Origin of the sequence: Streptomyces sp. NPDC059255 (assembly GCF_042752355.1) — a bacterium.
Classification (GTDB): Bacteria; Actinomycetota; Actinomycetes; order Streptomycetales; family Streptomycetaceae; genus Streptomyces.
On sequence record NZ_JBHYZP010000048.1, the window covers coordinates 22,501 to 38,738 of the forward strand.

General features: G+C 69.2%; 11 protein-coding genes and 1 pseudogene. 6 read left to right on the forward strand and 6 right to left on the reverse strand.

Features of this window, described 5'->3' with window-relative positions:
- Positions 1 to 36: 36 nt before the first annotated feature.
- The gene (locus ACFXKG_RS36785) at positions 37 to 1,179 is read left to right on the forward strand and encodes an AAA family ATPase (protein WP_384848602.1); all 1,143 of its coding nucleotides are present in this window, start codon (positions 37 to 39) and stop codon (positions 1,177 to 1,179) included.
- A complete protein-coding gene (locus tag ACFXKG_RS36790; RefSeq protein ID WP_384848525.1) occupies positions 1,176 to 2,975 on the forward strand; it encodes a hypothetical protein in 1,800 nt (599 codons plus the stop codon). Before ACFXKG_RS36785 ends, ACFXKG_RS36790 begins: the two co-directional genes overlap by 4 nt.
- Before the next feature lie 242 nt (positions 2,976 to 3,217).
- Here the strand turns inward: ACFXKG_RS36790 and ACFXKG_RS36795 are convergent, their stop codons facing one another.
- From ACFXKG_RS36795 to ACFXKG_RS36815, 5 genes and pseudogenes are all read right to left on the reverse strand, one after another.
- Positions 3,218 to 3,523 (reverse strand): hypothetical protein, encoded by a 306-nt coding sequence (locus tag ACFXKG_RS36795; RefSeq protein ID WP_384848529.1) that lies wholly within the window; start codon positions 3,521 to 3,523, stop codon positions 3,218 to 3,220.
- Between the two features lie 494 nt (positions 3,524 to 4,017).
- Positions 4,018 to 4,122: pseudogene (locus ACFXKG_RS36800) on the reverse strand (sulfite exporter TauE/SafE family protein); the annotation flags it as partial.
- A gap of 409 nt (positions 4,123 to 4,531) precedes the next feature.
- Positions 4,532 to 4,978 (reverse strand): riboflavin kinase, encoded by a 447-nt coding sequence (locus ACFXKG_RS36805; RefSeq protein WP_384848532.1) that lies wholly within the window; start codon positions 4,976 to 4,978, stop codon positions 4,532 to 4,534.
- A 152-nt stretch (positions 4,979 to 5,130) separates the two neighbouring features.
- Positions 5,131 to 8,001: a BTAD domain-containing putative transcriptional regulator gene (locus ACFXKG_RS36810; RefSeq protein ID WP_384848535.1), complete on the reverse strand. Its 2,871-nt coding sequence runs from the start codon at positions 7,999 to 8,001 to the stop codon at positions 5,131 to 5,133.
- A 294-nt stretch (positions 8,002 to 8,295) separates the two neighbouring features.
- A complete protein-coding gene (locus ACFXKG_RS36815) occupies positions 8,296 to 9,162 on the reverse strand; it encodes an MBL fold metallo-hydrolase (RefSeq protein WP_384848538.1) in 867 nt (288 codons plus the stop codon).
- A gap of 479 nt (positions 9,163 to 9,641) precedes the next feature.
- Here ACFXKG_RS36815 and ACFXKG_RS36820 point away from each other — a divergent pair, with 479 nt between their 5' ends.
- The 4 genes from ACFXKG_RS36820 to ACFXKG_RS36835 all read left to right on the forward strand — a co-directional run bounded on the left by ACFXKG_RS36820 (position 9,642) and on the right by ACFXKG_RS36835 (position 14,359).
- Positions 9,642 to 10,412: an HpcH/HpaI aldolase/citrate lyase family protein gene (locus ACFXKG_RS36820; RefSeq protein WP_384848541.1), complete on the forward strand. Its 771-nt coding sequence runs from the start codon at positions 9,642 to 9,644 to the stop codon at positions 10,410 to 10,412.
- Between the two features lie 118 nt (positions 10,413 to 10,530).
- The gene (locus tag ACFXKG_RS36825) at positions 10,531 to 11,037 is read left to right on the forward strand and encodes a flavin reductase family protein (RefSeq protein WP_384848543.1); all 507 of its coding nucleotides are present in this window, start codon (positions 10,531 to 10,533) and stop codon (positions 11,035 to 11,037) included.
- Positions 11,038 to 11,530: 493 nt separating this feature from the next.
- The gene (locus ACFXKG_RS36830) at positions 11,531 to 12,907 is read left to right on the forward strand and encodes an MFS transporter (protein WP_384848546.1); all 1,377 of its coding nucleotides are present in this window, start codon (positions 11,531 to 11,533) and stop codon (positions 12,905 to 12,907) included.
- Positions 12,908 to 12,982: 75 nt separating this feature from the next.
- Complete coding sequence (locus ACFXKG_RS36835) at positions 12,983 to 14,359, forward strand: NtaA/DmoA family FMN-dependent monooxygenase (RefSeq protein WP_384848549.1); 1,377 nt, start codon at positions 12,983 to 12,985, stop codon at positions 14,357 to 14,359.
- A gap of 737 nt (positions 14,360 to 15,096) precedes the next feature.
- Here the strand turns inward: ACFXKG_RS36835 and ACFXKG_RS36840 are convergent.
- Positions 15,097 to 15,894 carry an SDR family NAD(P)-dependent oxidoreductase gene (locus ACFXKG_RS36840; RefSeq protein ID WP_384848552.1) on the reverse strand — a complete coding sequence of 266 codons (798 nt, stop codon included), beginning with the start codon at positions 15,892 to 15,894 and terminating at the stop codon, positions 15,097 to 15,099.
- Positions 15,895 to 16,238: the final 344 nt, after the last annotated feature.

Here is a 16,238-nt window from a genome sequence, read left to right on the forward strand (position 1 = left end):
CCAGCGCGCACCAAGGGCGGCGAACTACGGGCCAAGGTGGCCCGACTGCTGGCCGACCGGCCGGCGGACACGCTCACCATCGGGGACATGGCCAGGCAGCTGGGCCACTCCCACGGCGCCGTCCGCAACGCCGCCCTCACCCTGGTGCGACGCGGCGAGGCCGACCAAGGCGGAACCGGACAGCCGGAGTTCCGCGCGAACGCGAAGACCACCGCAGCCGCGCAGACCGCTGTGATCAGTCCACCGGGCACCCACTCTCCGCGCGTCCAGGCGGCCACGGCCCGCACGACCATCACCGCCGCAGCCACGCCGAAGCAGACCGGCCCGATCCGCCGCGCGGGGGGTCAGCTCTACCACCCCCGGGAGCTGGCCGATCTGCCCGACGTCGAGGCGCTGAACCGTCTGCGCGACGCCGACGTGCCGGTGCTGCTCTACGGCCCTCCGGGCACCGGCAAGACGAGTCTGGTCGAGGCGGCGTTCCCGGACCTGCTCACCGTCGCCGGCGACGGCGACACCACGGTCGGCGACCTGATCGGCGAGTACACGCAGGACGACGCGGGAGCCTACGTCTTCCAGTACGGTCCGCTGGTCACCGCGATGACCGAGGGCCGCGCCCTGCTGATCGACGATGCCACCTTGATCTCACCGAAGGTCCTGGCGGCGCTGTATCCCGCGATGGACGGGCGCAGGCAGATCCAGGTCAAGGCCCACAAGGGCGAGACCATCAAGGCCGAGCCGGGCTTCTACGTGGTGGCGGGCCACAATCCCGGCGTCCACGGCGCGGTGTTGACGGAGGCGCTGTCGTCCCGGTTCAGCGTGCAGATCCAGATCGGCACGGACTACGACCTCGCCCTGGCCTTGAGGATCGATGCACGGGTTGTCCGGGTCGCCCGACACCTCGCCCACCAGGTCGAACTCGGTGAGCTGGGCTGGGCGCCCCAGCTGCGGGAACTGCTCAGCTACCAGAAGACCGAGGCCGTCCTGGGCACCAATGCCGCGCTCGCGAACCTGGTCGGCATCGCTCCTGTGGAGGATCGCGACGCCGTCGCCGCCGCCGTCATCAAGGCTGCCGGCGTCAAGAAGATCGCGCCCCTCACCCTCGGCAAGCAGCTCCCCGCCGGTGCTGCCCGGCAGCCCCCGGGCAGCACCGGCTCCGCGCACCGGGGCCACGCGCGATGAGCGCCCACCACCACGTCCAGTCCCCCGCCACCACCCGGGACGACGACGCCGACCTCGCGCGCTGGGACGACGACGGCGCCCCGCCCGCGCAGCCCCGTTCCTCCCCGGACGCGTGGCTGCGCGTGGGAGCCGAACTCGGCGACCGGCTGGTCGACCTCTCCGGCCGCCCAGACCTCCTCGTCACCTGCCGCCCCGGCACGCGCAGCGGCGCACCGGCCGCGTTCTTCCCCACGCTGGGCGAGGTCGAGTTCGACGCCCGCCTGTTCGCCCCGCTCCAGCCCCACGAGATCAATCCGCGGATCGTGGGCGACGAGGAGCGGTATCCCGCGGCCTGGGGAGTGTTCGTCCACGAGGCCGCGCACGCGGCCCACTCCGTCTGGACACCGCCTGCCGGAGCGGACCCCCGTGTCGTCGAGGCCGCGCTCCTGCTGGAGGAGAGCCGTGTCGAAGGCGCACACCTGATCAGGCGGCCCACGGACCGCACGTACCTGCGCACCAGTGCCCGAACCCTGGTCATGCCCGATATCGCCCGCCCCACCCTCCAGGGCATCGAGCACGCCGCCGGCGTGGCGGCCCTGATCCTCGGCCGCCGTGACGTCGGCATCCTGGATGCCGGCGAGACCCGGGCAGTCGCCGATCTGTGCGAAAAGGTGCTGGGCGCTGACCTGCTGGCCACCCTCACCCGCATCTGGACCGCAGCCCATCAGTGCGCCGACCACGACGCCCAGAGCATGCTCGCGCACGCTCAAGAATGGTGCGACGCTCTGGACGCCGCGGCCCCCGCCCTGCCCGTGCCGGAGAACCTCGCCGATCTGCTGTCCGGCGCCGTGGGGGTCGTCATGGACAGCACGGCCGCCACCGACGCCGCCGACCTCGCGGCACAGGCCGCGGCGACCAACGCCATCGCCGCGCAGTCCAATGCACAGGCTCAGGACCGCGCCCAGCGGGCCGGCCGGCGACGCAAAGCCGCCGCCACCGCCAAGTCGGTCTTCAACAAGCGTGGCACCACCGTCACCCCCGACGGCACACCTGCGCCCTACGGCAACCCGGTCACCGGCACCCGCAGGCCCACCGCCGCCGAGCAGAGCGCCGCCGCGCGCCTGAGCCGCGCGCTGCGCGCCGCCGCCTACCGCGAGCGGACCGAGGAGCGGACCACCAGCCCCACCCCGCCCGGCCGCCTCAACATGCGCGCGGCCCTCGCCCGCGACGCTCAGCGCGCGGCCGGGTCGGTCCCCACCGCGGAACCGTTCACCCGCACCCGCCGCCGGAATACCCCCACCCCACCCCTGCGTGTGGGTATCGCCGTCGACGTCTCCGGCTCCATGCGTGCCGCCTGCGCGCCCGTCGCGTCCGCTGCCTGGATCGTGGCCCGCGCAGCAGCCCTGACCGACCCCGACTCCCTCACCGCCACCATCGCCTACGACACGCACCTGACCGCATTGACCCGACCCACCCACCGGGCACCGGAGCGCGTGACAACGTTCGGCGCCAACGGCAGCAGTCACAACCTCGCCAACGCCCTGGACGCGCTCGACCACGGCCTCGAACTCAGCCGCCCCGGCGCCGGCCGCCTCCTCGTGATCGTCACCGACGCCATCTACACCCCCGACGAAACCGCTCAAGCCCTCACCCGCGTCAAGCAGCTCACGACCGCCGGCTGCGCCGTACTCCAGCTCACCCTCACAGCCGCGTCCCACCACTTGCCGGGGACCACCTTGCTGCACCTGACCCAGCCCTCCAGCGCTCCCGCCGCCATCGCCACGGCGGCCACAAACGCCATCCGCAGGACACGCTGAGACGACACAGAAGACGGAAGTCCCCGAGACACCGCTCCTCCGAACCCGACGACCTCACCGAACTGCTCCAGGCAGCCAGCGAGGCCGACCGGCCGACCGAGAACCCTCACTTCTGACGATTCGATGCCCCGCCTCGGTCCGCGCTGCCCTTGGCGGGGCTCGGCCAGCGACGGCAGGCTGATCCACTTCACACATAACAGCGGCGGAAGGGCACAGTCCGTGTTGTCGTGGCCGTTGACGAGTTAGAGATCGGGCACCAGCTCCATCGAGACCGTCGAGAAGTCGAAGCGCAGATTGCCCCGTACGGTTTCGGGGCGTGGCCCGGCGTCACCGTGGTGGTATTGGAGCACGGCGCTCGTCAGGTACTCACGGGTTCGGTGCCAGTCCAGCAATTCGTCCTTGGCCACCGCATTCGCCCACTTGGCGAGGTTCGGAGCGGTCTGGACCGCACGGAGCAGCTCGTCCATGGCGTCGTACCACTCGGCGAGCTGAGCCCGATGGTGGCGGACCAGCTGGTCGACGCCCCCGGCCCCGTGCTTGGCCGCCACCGCACGCAGATCTTCGCCTTGGAGGCAGGATTCGCGTGCCTGGTTTCTGCGGTCCAAACGGGTGTGACCGGGGGCGTGTGGGGATCAGACAGGAGCGAAGAGACCGAAGCGGACTCTCCACGGCCGTCACACACCCCACCCGCCACAACAGACGTCCACCACCTCAGCCGACCCGAACCGCTCCGCCACCTGAAATACAAAGAAACACACTTGGCAGGACAAAACGCTCCTTAAGCGCCGTCCGCCAGCGGGAGATTCCCCGAGACGTTGGCGCGTTGGCGGGGGAACAGGCAGGGCGTCCCGTCCGGCCAGCGGTCCAGCACCGGAGCGCGAGATCGAGCGCCACCAGCGCATCGCCGATCCTCTACGGAACATGCTCGACGACCTCGGCGAGCCCCACGAAGCGCTGGACGATGAAGCCTGAACGGCACACCCAACGAATGACACCCGAAGGGAGGAACTTCCCGCCACGGTACCCAAAACTGTCCAGATAAGAACAGCAGGTTCGTCGGCGTGACTGCGGGACTCGGCACGTCGAGGAAGCTGAGCTGGACCGGCAGGAGGAAGACCGCCCCGGAAACGCCGACCGGAGCAGTCATCGTCGAGATCAACAGGCCGCCCGCGAACCCGGCCCAGACCGTCCACTCCACCGCTCCTTGATCGCCCGGTCAGTATCGGCGGAGCCGGTGGCAGGAGGAAGAAGCGGCAACGAGATATTCACGAGCAGCACCACGATCCGCTCACCTTCGTCAGCCACATCCTGAGCGTGCGCGGGTGCCGTGTCGGTCAGGCGTCCGTTGACACTGTCTGTCACAGCAGGGCAGGTAGGGGCACTCTTTCAAGGGGCTTGGGTCTTGACCGCAGTGAGGCAGGCAGTTGTCAGGCTTCGGCTGAGCCCGACCTGCTGCGCAATGCGGCGGATGTCGATGACGGTGTTTCCTGCGCGGTGCTGTGCTGCTACGGCTTGGGCTACGCGTAGCTGGGCCCATCGGGGCGGTTTTGGGGCGCTCATGCCGTGGTGGCGGGGCTGGTGAGGGAGGTGGCCCAGGTGCGGACGTCGTCGATGTCGTGTTGGAGTTGTTTGATGAGGTGGGCTGCGTCGGGGTAGCGGCGCTGGTGGCGGAGCCGTTTGACCAGGAGGACGGTGATGTGCTGGTCGTAGAGGTCGAGTTGAGTGTCGATGAGGTGGGCTTCGAGGAGGCGTGTGCCGCCGCGGGCGTAGAAGGTGGTGCGGCGGCCGATGGAGACGGCTGCGGGCCAGGGGGAGGCTATGGCGGGTGTGGTGACGAGTGCGGCCCACACGCCGTCCAGGTCCGGGGTGTCGTCGATGGCGAGGTTGGCAGTGGGGAAGCCGAGGAGGCGTCCTCGTGCGTCGCCGTGCTGGACGATGCCGGTCACGATCAGGTGGGGTTCTGCGGGGGCAGGGGGTGCGGCAATGCCAGTGCTGAGGGGCATGGAGGTCTCTTGTCTGCCCGGAGGGGCATTCGGGGTGGGCCGTGGCTGGTGTCACAGTTTTGGCCGGGGTGCGTGAACACGGCGTGACCCGGGTCAGGCGGCCTTTTGGTAAGCGTCTGCGGTGTTTCGCGGGGGGTGCTGCTGGAGGGCGGTCAGGCCAGCAGGTTGTCCAGGAGTTGGCGGGTGGCGGGGGATGCGCTCACGCCGATGACTTCGAGTGCTTCCTCGCACTGCTGGAAGGTGAGGATCACGCCGTCGGGGTCACCGAGTTCGGACACGATGCGCATGAGCAGGCGCCAGCCTGATTCTTTGAGGGGCTCGCAGGCGAGGGCTGCTTCGATCTGTTGGCGTGACTCGGTGAGGTGGCCGTCGCGGTAGAGGTGGGTGGCGAGGGTGAACCGTGTCTCCGCTTCCAGGCTGCGTAGTTCTTGGCGGCGGCGGGCCGCCCAGGCCGATCCTGTTCCGTCCAGATAGGTTCCGCGCTGGGTGAGTTGCAGGGCCTGGCCGAGTGGCTGGAAGAGGCGGCCTTCACCGAGCCGGCTGGCTTCGGCGACGGTGGATTCGAAGGAGGCGGAGTCGCTGAGCACGGCGACGTGGGGGGCCAGGGAGACCGAGGAGCGGTCGGCTCGAACGGTGTCGTCGCCGGGGATCAGTACCTTGAGCCATCGTGTGGCCTGGCGCAGGTAGGCCCGGCTGGCGCCGTCGGCCCGTCCGTCGAAGAGCACGGTGAGCAGGACGTCTCGTGTCGCGGTGCGGCCGGGCTGGGTCAGCAGGAAAGCGAGCAGTTCGTAGGCCTTGGCGATGCGGGGCCGGACTGCTTCGCCGTTGACGGTGACCAGGGGCTTGCCCAGGTCGTGGAAGACGATGTCCGTGGCGGGTGAGAGGGACGCGGGGTTGTACCTGCTCTGGAGGTTCAGGGATCGGCCCAGGACGTGCCAGGGCGCTTCGGCTGCGGGCTCGGCGTCCAGACGCCGGGAGGCGACCAGGGGGAAGTCTGCCAGGGCCTGTAGGAGCAGGTGGTTGGAGCCTTGCTGGTGGGCTGCTTCCAGTGCGATGTCGGCGGCGGTGTCCGCGGCTTCCTCGTTGCCGAGTCTCCACTCGGCCTCGGCGAGGTACACGGCGGCGGTGGGCAGTTCCAGGGCGCCGCCGCTGGAGCGCATGGTGGTGACGGTGTGCCGCAGCAGGCTGGCCGCTTCCTCATCCTGGCCGCCGTGGAGCAGGGCGAGGCTGTGCCAGACGGTGGCCATTTCGCGGATGCACCAGTACTGGTCGATGACACCGGAGGCGTTGATCTGGTCGAGGGCGGTCTGGACGGCGGCGGTGTCACGGTCGTGCCGGGCAGCGAGCTTGAGCTCTGTCACCAGGCTGAGCAGTTCGTAGAGGCGGGCGCCGGCCTCGGCGGCGTTGCGGCGTCCGGTGACGAGCAGGTGACGTGCCTCGTCGGTGTGGCCCGCGTCGATCAGGACTTCGGGGCCGATGAAGGCCTGCATCGAGAGCTGGCCGAACGGGGAGGCGTAGTTGCGGTAGGCCTCCAGTGCCTGGGCGGTGTGTCCGCGGGCGCGCAGGGCGGCGATGCCGTACGGGCCGGTGACGGTGCGTGCCCAGGAGGACGCGGAGGGGCTGATGAGTTCGGTGAGTCGGCCGTGGAAGTAGTCGCATTCGAGGACGTAGGCGTCGATCAGGCCGCCTGTGAGGTTGGGCCGCGCGCAGGGTCGTTGCGGGTCGCTCAGTTCCAGGCCGTAGGTGATCGCGAGTTCGGGGCGTGATGCTTGTACCACTGCGTCGACGTCGTCACAGCGCGCGGACAGGCCGTACAGCCAGGCCATGAGTCCGGCTGCCCGCTCGGAATCGTACGCGAGTTGGCGGAGGGTGTCGGCGTCCCGGAGTGTGTCGCAGAGGGCGACGCCCTTTCGGTAGTCGCCTTTGCCGAGGGCGACGGCGAGACGTGCGACGGTGAGTTCTCCCGGACTGGTGGGGGACTCGGCGTCTGCCAGGGCGTCGAGCCAGTGTTCGGCGATGTCGAGATCGGCGCGGTCGATGACGGCGGCTATGGCGTGCCGGGCTGCGGTGAGGGCGTGTTCGGGGGCGCCTGCCCGGAGGAAGGCGTCGACGGCCGATTCGCTGTCGCCGCTGGCCAGTAGCAGGCTGCCGTGGGCGAGCAGAAGGGCTGCGCGTTCGCTGGACGGGCGTCGTTCCAGATGGTCGAGGAGGAAGGCCCGGAAGGCGGGGTGGCAGCGGAACGCGTGCTGACGGGCTTGCCAGGTGCCCGGCACGCACACGGTGCGCAGGGCGGCCATCTGCTGGGGTGCGTCGGTCACGCCCAGGGCTGTGGCGGCGTCGGTGTCGATCTCGGGAAGCAGGGCGGTGGTGACGAGGAAGGTGCGCAAGGGGGCCGGGAGGCGCTCGAAGACCTGGTCGGTGAGGTACTGGTCCAGGGGGGAGGTCTGGGTGGCGCCGGAGTCGAGGTCGCCGAGCAGGATGCCGGCGACCCAGCCGCCGGTGGATGCGACGAGACGCTCCGTGTCGCCCGGACTGCGTCCGAGACGGTGCAGCACGTCGGCCGCCTCGTTATCGGTCAGGGCGAGATCGCGTGGGCCAAGACGGGCGGCTATCAGCCCGCCGGGGGGATCGAGAAGGTGGCCGGGTATCGGTGTGCGGCTCACGAGCACCAGCGTCGAGTGCTGTGCATATCGGGCGAAGGAGTCGATGACAGCCCAGGCCTGTGCGGACTGGCCCAATCGCTCGACGGCGTCCAGGATCACGATGGGACGGTGGGCGCTGGCTGCCTCGGCGAGCAGTCCCGCCGCCTCCGGCTGGGCGATGCCCTGGGCCAGGGCGTCTACGGCGATGCCCGCAGCTGCGGGGACGGCCCGGGCGAGGGACGCTTCGAGGTAGGACAGCAACCGGTCCGCGTCGGTGTCCGAATGCTCCAGGCTGAGCCAGGCGGTGGGACGGTCCAGTGCTCGGACCGCGTCGGCGACGGCCGTGGTCTTGCCGGCTCCCGCCTCCGCGATGACGGACACGAGGCGGTGTTGTGCGAGGAGAGTGCACAGCTGTGTCTGGAGGCGGGGGCGCGGCAGGTGAGACTCGTCGGCTGCGGGCGCCATCAGCTTGGAGGTTATGAGGGGCCGCTCGGGAAGAGGGGTCGCTTTCACCGTTTCACCATCCCTCGGGCGCGTCCCCCAGCCGAAGTGCCTCGGGCCGCCGGCCGGGGGACGCGGGTAAGGAAGTAAATTCTCACATAGAAAACGAGCCATTGGCAGGCTTGAAATGACGGCCTGATGGGCTGGGTGCCCAGAGGGCGGCTGCGGTTCCGTTCACTGGGCGAGGGGGATGAAGCGGCCGCCGTTGTTGCGGGTCAGCTTCCCGGCGGCCGGTCCGGCGTAGTGTGTCCCGATGATCAGGACGTCGGTGTCGGCGTAGTCGTCGAGAATCCGGCGGCGGGTCGCGGTGGAGACGGTGACATCGACGTCGGTGGCCTGTCCCCAATGGGTCTCGGCCCACTGCACGGGGTGGTGCGTCATGTCTCCGGTGACCAGTGCCTGCTGGCCCTCGGAGTCGATGAGCACCGACACGTGACCGCGGGTGTGGCCAGGGGTGGAGATGAGCCGGACGCTGTCGGTGATGCGGTGGTTGAGCGGCACCGGATCGACGAGTCCGGCGTCCAGCAGCGGCTGGATCGCCTCGCGGTCCCCGTGGGCCGCGATCTCGGTCGGGTCCTGGTCCCGCCACGCGGCGACCGCCGGCTCAGTGAACAGGTACCGGGCGTGAGGGAACGTCGCCTGACGGCCGGACGCGGTCCGCATCGTGTTCCAGCCGACGTGGTCCACGTGCAGGTGGGTGCACAGGACGTAGTCGACCGACTCCCGGTCGAATCCGGCCGCCGCCAGGTCGTCGAGGTACTGCGTGCCTGGGACGGCCCCCACGGCGAACGCCGCCGGCGGTTCGTTGCCCATGCAGGTGTCGACGACGATCTTCTTGCCGTCGGACTCGATCAGGATCGAGCGGATCGTCATCAGCAGCTGGCCGTCGCCGTCGATGAAGTGCGGCCGCAGCCAGTCCCGGTGCTTGTCCACTTTCTGCGGCGTGCCTGCCGGGAAGACGGCATCCACCGGCAGCGCGGTGACGCTCTCCACTACCTGGCCCACGTGGACGTTGCCGATGGTCCAGCTCGGAGTCTTCATGATCTTTTCCTTACTCTGCAGCTCACGGCGCGCGGCTGCGCCGTGTCACACACCGGGTGCGGCGGCAGGCCGTAAGCGGTCGGTCTGCCGCCGCACGGTGGCCCGGGCTCCGTCCTGCCCGCCTGCGCCGCAGCCGGTTGTCGGATGCCGCAAGGTAGGCGTTGGGGCAGCCCGGCTGTCCTTTTGGCGAACCGACGCCACCGGTGACGCAGGTACGTGTGAGTCCCGGGAAGGGCGGTGTCCTGCAGTGTCGGCGCCTCTGCGTGAACCGAGCGTGACCCGCGCACACCTCGCCTGACCGTGGACCGGCACCACGAGGTGCCCCAGCGGTCCGACGGCATGCGTGATCACGGGCCGTTCACCATGCCACTTGCAGACTTCGAAGCAGAGTCGAAGGCGACCCTGGCGCTGGCCGTGGTGTCGCCGCACTCAGGAGGGGTCCCCTTCCAGAGGACCCCGCGACAGACAAGGAACGGCCTGTGTCCCGAGTTATCGCCCGCAGCACCTTCACGTCCATGATCGCCGATGGGCGCGGCCCCGTGGGCTCGTTCGTGATGTCCACCGACGCAGCCGTGACCGCCACGATCGCCTCCGCCGGATACGACTTCGTCGTGATCGACCGCGAGCACGGACCCAACGACATCCAGTCCACGCTCGGTCACATCCGTGCGGCCGAGGCGAACCGCACGATCCCCATCGTGCGGGTCCTGGAGCACAACGCCTCGCAGATCCAGGCGTCCCTCGACGCCGGCGCCCACGGCATCATCGTCCCCAAGATCGGTTCCGCCGCCGAAGCCACCGCCGCCCTGAACGCCACGCGCTACCAGCCCGGGGGCCGGGGCATGTGCCCGGCCGTCGAGGGCGCCCGATGGGCCAGCGGCAGCACCTGGACGACGCACCGCGCCAGCTCCAACGAGAACGTCATCCTCATCCCGCTGATCGAGACGAAGGCTGGCATCGACAACCTCCGCGACATCGTCGCGGTCGACGGCATCGACTTTGTCTTCTTCGGCCTGGCCGACCTTTCCCAGGACCTCGGCATCGACATGTACGACGACGCCGACCAGCTCGTCGAGATCTGGAACAAGGCCGTCGAGGTCGTGCACAGCGCGGGCGCCTACATCGGAGCCCCCCTCGGCTACGGCTTCGAGAACGCGGACTTCGGGTCGGTGGAGAGCGACTTCAACCTCCTCAAGTCCGCGGCCCTGACCGGCCGCACGAAGGCCATCGAGAGCCTGCAGTCCGCCTGACAGCTGACGGCTCCCTCCAGCGGCCGGACGGCATCCACGGCGCCAGCCCGCGCACCGAACAACGGCGGGGCGGCCCAGGGCGTCGCCCGCCCCGTCCAGCAAGATGGAAGGCACCACAATGAACGCGACCGCCAGCGCCGCCACCTACGACCCGTCCCTGGCCTTCAAGCAGGGCATGGCCTCGTTCCCCAGCGGCGTCACTATCGTCACCACCAGCGACGACGACGGAAAGTGGTGGGGCTTCACCGCATCCTCGTTCTGCTCGGTGTCCATGGACCCACCGCTCGTCCTCGTCTGCCTCGCACGCAACGCAGAGTGCCACCCCGTCTTCGAACGCGCCGAGCACTTCACCATCCATGTGATCCGCCCCGAAGACACCGAACTCGCCTACCGCTTCGCCACCCGGGGAGCCGACAAGTTCACCGATGAAGCCTTCGAGGCCGACCACCGCGGCAACCCCGTGCTGCGCGATGCCTGCGTGACCCTGAACTGCACCATGTACGCCCGCAGCGACGGCGGCGACCACAGCATCCTCATCGGCCAAGTCGAGAAGACGGCCCTGGGAGACTCGCTCCCCGCCGTCTACTTCCGCCGGGGCTTCCACAGCCTGCCGCTCGCCGGCTGACCTGCCGGAGCAGAGGCGACCAGAGCGCCGGCACACCATACCCGTCCCGAGGCCGCCGACCGCGTGGACCAGGCACGGGCGCGTACACCGAAGCGTCTGCGGCCCGCACCGTAAGAGCAGGCGCGACGAACAGCGCCTCGCTGCCCGCCCGCATCTCCCCTCCTCTTACCGTGCCGGCCCCATCTGAGCCGAACCGGCTCAGAAGCCGCAACTCGCCAGTGCAGCACGCTCACAGCGCACTCCACTGCGCGGCGCCAACAGCAGGGCGCACCACTCCGGGCGAATCACATCCCGACGCCAGCCGCGTGGGGCCGCACTGATCCAGCGGCACCCCGCTGCGCGCAGCCCGCAGTCCCCGGTCACAGAGAAGAGATCCGCCATGGACAGCGAGAGACGAACAACGGCCTCAGCAGTGACAGCCGACGCCCGGATCGCAGCCGAAACCGGTCCAGCCGTCCATACTCCCCACCTGCTGCGCACCCTGGCAGCTCTCATGATCGTCACGGTCATCCTCACCGACGTACAGGGCACGGCCTTCAACCCCCTGGTCGTGACCATCAGCACCGATCTGCACCTGACGGCGGCGCAGGTGAGCTGGATCCTGAACGGATACACACTCATGGGCGCCGCCTGCGCTGGCATCCTGTCCCGGCTCGGCGACGCCGCCGGGCCGCGGCGCGTGCTCCTGCCAGTCCTGTGCGTCTCCCTGGTGGGATCGGTCATCTGCGCGCTCGCGTCGAGCTTCCTGCTGCTCATCGTGGGCCGCGTCCTGATCGGATTCATCGTGCCCTCGGTAGCCCTGATCTGGGGCCTGATCCGGCCCCGGGCAACCCAGGACGAGAACCGTCGGCTGTCGTTCTTGCTGGGCACCTCCGCCGCGGCCGGCGTCGCACTCGCTCTGGTCCTCGGCGGATGGCTCCTGCGCCTCGGTGCTCCCTGGCAGGCACTCTTCTGGATCAGCGCCGTGCTGCTCCTGACTGCCTTCGCCATCACTTGGACGGTTCCCGAAGCACCCAGGGTCTCCTCCCGCGCGGTGAGCATCGACTGGTACGGCGGTATCGGACTGGCCCTGTGGCTGGTCGCTCTGCTCCTCGGCCTGTCGTACGGACCCTCCTACGGCTGGACGTCAGCCCGGGTCGCCGGTTCGCTCACCGTGTCTGTCGTGGTCTTCGCCCTGTGGACGGTTCAGCAGATCCGCACTCCCGACCGCCTGATGGCCTTCCGCCGCAGTGAACTGCGCCAGATGGTGTCCGGCTACACGAGTGTCTGGTCCATCTACATCGCTGCCACGTTCATGTACACCTTCGTGCCCATCCTGCTTCAGGCACCCGCGTCCACCGGCTACGGATTCGGCCTGGACGTCCTAGCCTCGTCACTGCCGCTGACCATGCTCATTCCCGCGGCCGCCGTCATCCAGCTCTCCCTCGGACGCGTCCTCGCGCAAGTCGGCCCCCGGTGGGTGCTTGGGGGAGGGGCCGTGTTCGGCGCGGCAGGCTTCTTCGGCCAAGCCTTCTTCCACGGCAGCATCCTCCTGGTAACCGCCTGGGTGTTCGTCTACGCCCTGGGACTGCTTGCCTGTTACGTGGCCGGCTTCGCCCTGACCACGGCCTCCGGCCGTCAGGACAACATCGCGATCACCGTGGGACTGCAGTACGCGGGCGGCAACATCGTCATCTCCATCTCCACCGCCGTCGTCCTGGCCATGCTCGTGCCCGACGCCTCGGGCGCCATCCCGCACCACGTCATCACCTCCGGACTGGCCACCGGCGGAGTGATCATGCTCGGGCTCGGGGCGCTGTGGTTCTTCCTCGCGCCCAAGCACCTCGTCGACGAGCACGCTGCCCCTGCCGTCGAGGTCGCACAGCCCTGACCCGACCGCCGGCCATGCCCTGGCACCGCCGGCCCGGCACCCCTCAAATCCGTACACCAGCAACAAGGACAAGAAATGACCGTGACCCCCGAACGTCTGCGCTTCACCCACTTCACCAGCTTCGCGCCGGCCGGCCCTCCCGGGCCGATGTGGGACCACCCCAAGGCCCGCGACTTCGACTACCTCAACATCGACCACTGGGTGAAGCTCGCCCAGGCCTTGGAGGCAGCGAAGTTCGACGGCTTCTTCTGGGCCGACCACAGCAGCGTCCACGACGTCTACCAGAGCTCCTACACCACGGCCGTGCGCGAGGCGATGCAGTTCCCCCTCGGCGACCCGCTCTCCCTCACCGCCGCACTGGCGACGTCGACCAAGGACCTGGGCTTCGCCTTCAGCGCGAACATCATCCAGGACCACCCCTACGCCTTCGCCCGCCGCCTGTCCACGCTGGACCACATCACCCGCGGCCGCATCGGCTGGAACGTCGTCACCTCCTTCCAGCCCTCGGCCTGGCGCAACCTGGGACACGACCAGGTCGGCGGCCACTCCGCCCGCTACGAGCAGGCGGAGGAGTACCTCACCGTGCTCTACAAACTCCTCGAAGGATCGTGGGAGGACGACGCGGTCGTCCGTGACCTCGAAGAGCGCATCTACGCCGACCCCGCCAAGGTGCACCCCATCCAGCACCAGGGCAAGTACTACAACGTGCCGGGCATTCACACCAACGAACCGTCCGCGCAGCGCGTGCCGTTCCTCTTCCAGGCCGGCACCTCCAAGGACGGCCGCGCCTTCGCCGCCCGCAACGCCGAGGCGCTGTTCATCTTCGCCCACAACCCGAACGCGGCCCGCTCCGTCATCACCGACGTCCGCTCCCGCTTCCAGGAACTCGGCCGCCGCACTGAGGACGTGCTCTTCTTCGTCCACCACAACATCGTCGTCGGCTCCACCGAGGAAGAGGCCAAACGCAAGAGCGCCGAAGCCGACGAGTACCTCAGCTCCGAGGCACTGCTCGCCTTCAGCAGCTCGACCATGGGCACCGACCTCTCCCAGATCGACCTCGACTCCCCCGTGGGCAACTTCGAGACCAACGCGCTCCAGGGCCAGTTCCGGGCCCTCGCCGAAGCCGCTCCCGACAAGAGCTGGACCTTCCGCGAGGTCGTCATGGCGATGACTACCAACCGGATCGTCGGCACCCCCGAGCAGATCGCCGACGAACTCGAACAGTGGCGAGACGCCGGCGTCCGCGGCATCAACGTCGGCAGCATCACCGGCCCGGACGACACCTACGCCTTCCTCGAGCACGCCGTGCCCGTCCTCCAGGAACGCGGCCTCATGCAGTCCGAGTACGGCCCCGGCACCTTCCGCGAGAAGATGTTCGACGGCACCACCGGCCCCCGCCTCAACGACCGGCACCCCGCAGCCCGTCAGCGCCGTCCGCACAACGGCAGCTGACCCCCCAAGGGCGCCCCTTTGCGGCTGCTGCCGTCGCAAAGGGGCGCCCTGCTCCGCTCTGCGGCGTGTGCCACCTCCGGACTCTCGGCAAGCCAGCTCTCCCACGGCCGCGCACACCGGGTTGCCCGTCGTCATCTGACCGACCAGCTCTTGGTAACGGGGGCGCCCTGGGCGGACACGATCCAAGCCCGCTTCGTCGCACGGTCAGTTCGACAAGAGGAGCGGGCACGCATCCTCGGCACGGGCGCAGGACGCCTGCAGCTCCTGGGCACCGGCCGCCTCCGTGCCGGGAAACGCCCTCGGCCCTGCTCCTGGTAATCAACAAGATCACCGCCCTGGGAACCGGACCGGTGAGACAGGTCCCTCTCACCGCGCCGCTTCGCGGCCAGGCCGCCACCCTGGAACAGCTCCGCGCAGCCGATCCGAAGCGTCCCGCTCAATCTGGCGGAGCATGCTGAACACCTGCGTCGTCTGGCAGGACCACCCCACGCTTCCCGCCGACCTTCGCGACGCACTGGCCACCGCAGAACTGCGGTAGCCCTCGATCGGGTTGAACGGCAGAGGACTCCGGCGGTCAGCCACGCCGGGGTCCTCTGCGTCGTGCCGGTCGGACGTCGATGTCGACGAGCGGCAGGAGGTCCCGCGGCGCGGCGGTCAGATCGGTGATGCCCCGCGGCCCGTGAAGCGTGCTTCACGGGCCGCGCGAGGCAGGATGGGCCCCAAGCCGGGACCATGCATCACATAGGGTTCATCAGTTTGGATGTGGTGTACCCGCCGTCAACTGTGACCGTCTGGCCGGTGATGAACGATGCCGCCGACGAGAGCAAGAAAGTGGTGAGTTCGGCAACTTCGTGCGCTGTTCCGGTCCGTCCGAGTGGAACGCTGCGATGGTAGGAATTCAGCAATGCGCTGTCCTGGTAGGCGTACGCGGTGGCGTCAGTACGCGTGAGCCCCGGGCGCACCCCGTTGACCCGTACGTTCGTCGCCCCCAGTTCGGCGGCCAGAGACCGTGTCGCTGCATCGATGGCCCCCTTGCTCGCCGCGTACAGGGTCGTCCCGGGCTGGCCGACTGACGCCATCGCAGACGAGATGTTCACGATGCTCCCGCCATGCGCCATCGCTGCTGCCGCCCTCCCGGCGAGCATCAGCGGAGCACGGACGTCGAGAGCGAGGATCGCGTCGTACTCAGCCTCGCTGATGGTCGCCGCCGGGCCGAAATGGGCGGACCCTGCGTTGTTGACGAGTCCGTCGATGCGGCCGAAGCGCCCCATCACCGCGCTGACGATCGAGTCCGCCGACCCGGCCTCGGTCAGGTCGGCGTTGCATACGAACGGGGAGCCTTGCAGGCCGCGGGCATGGCTCTCCAGCGAGCCGCGATCGCGGCCGACGAGTACCACATCAGCGCCGGCGTGCGCCGCATCCGTGCTGATGGCCGCGCCAAGACCGCGGCCGCCGCCGGTGACGATCACCACCATCCCGTCCAGCGGTCGCGCCGTCGGGAGATGTGTCGTGCGCATAATGTCGAGCGAAGTCATTGCATTCCTTGTTGTCTGCAGGCAGGTGGGGCAGGCGCAGAAGCAGGGAGATGGGCGCCTGACGGAAGTCTTTTGGGAGTGTCACGCAACGCACTCCCAGGTCGGCGGGGCGCGGCAACAGGCACCGAAACCCGTCATCCAAAGACGCCCGGGCGGGCCTTGAGACGAGGAGGAGAACCGGGAAGCCGTGGCTGCTTCCGGGCTGGCCAAAGGCGCACGACCCGGATGATGCCCAGATGTGGGAGAGCGGCCGTCAGCAGTCGAATCCATCGGGGGAGCCACGCTCGACACCGGCATTGGTCAACCTCCGTGGGAAGAACCCTTACGGAGGTTTCGAGCCTCGG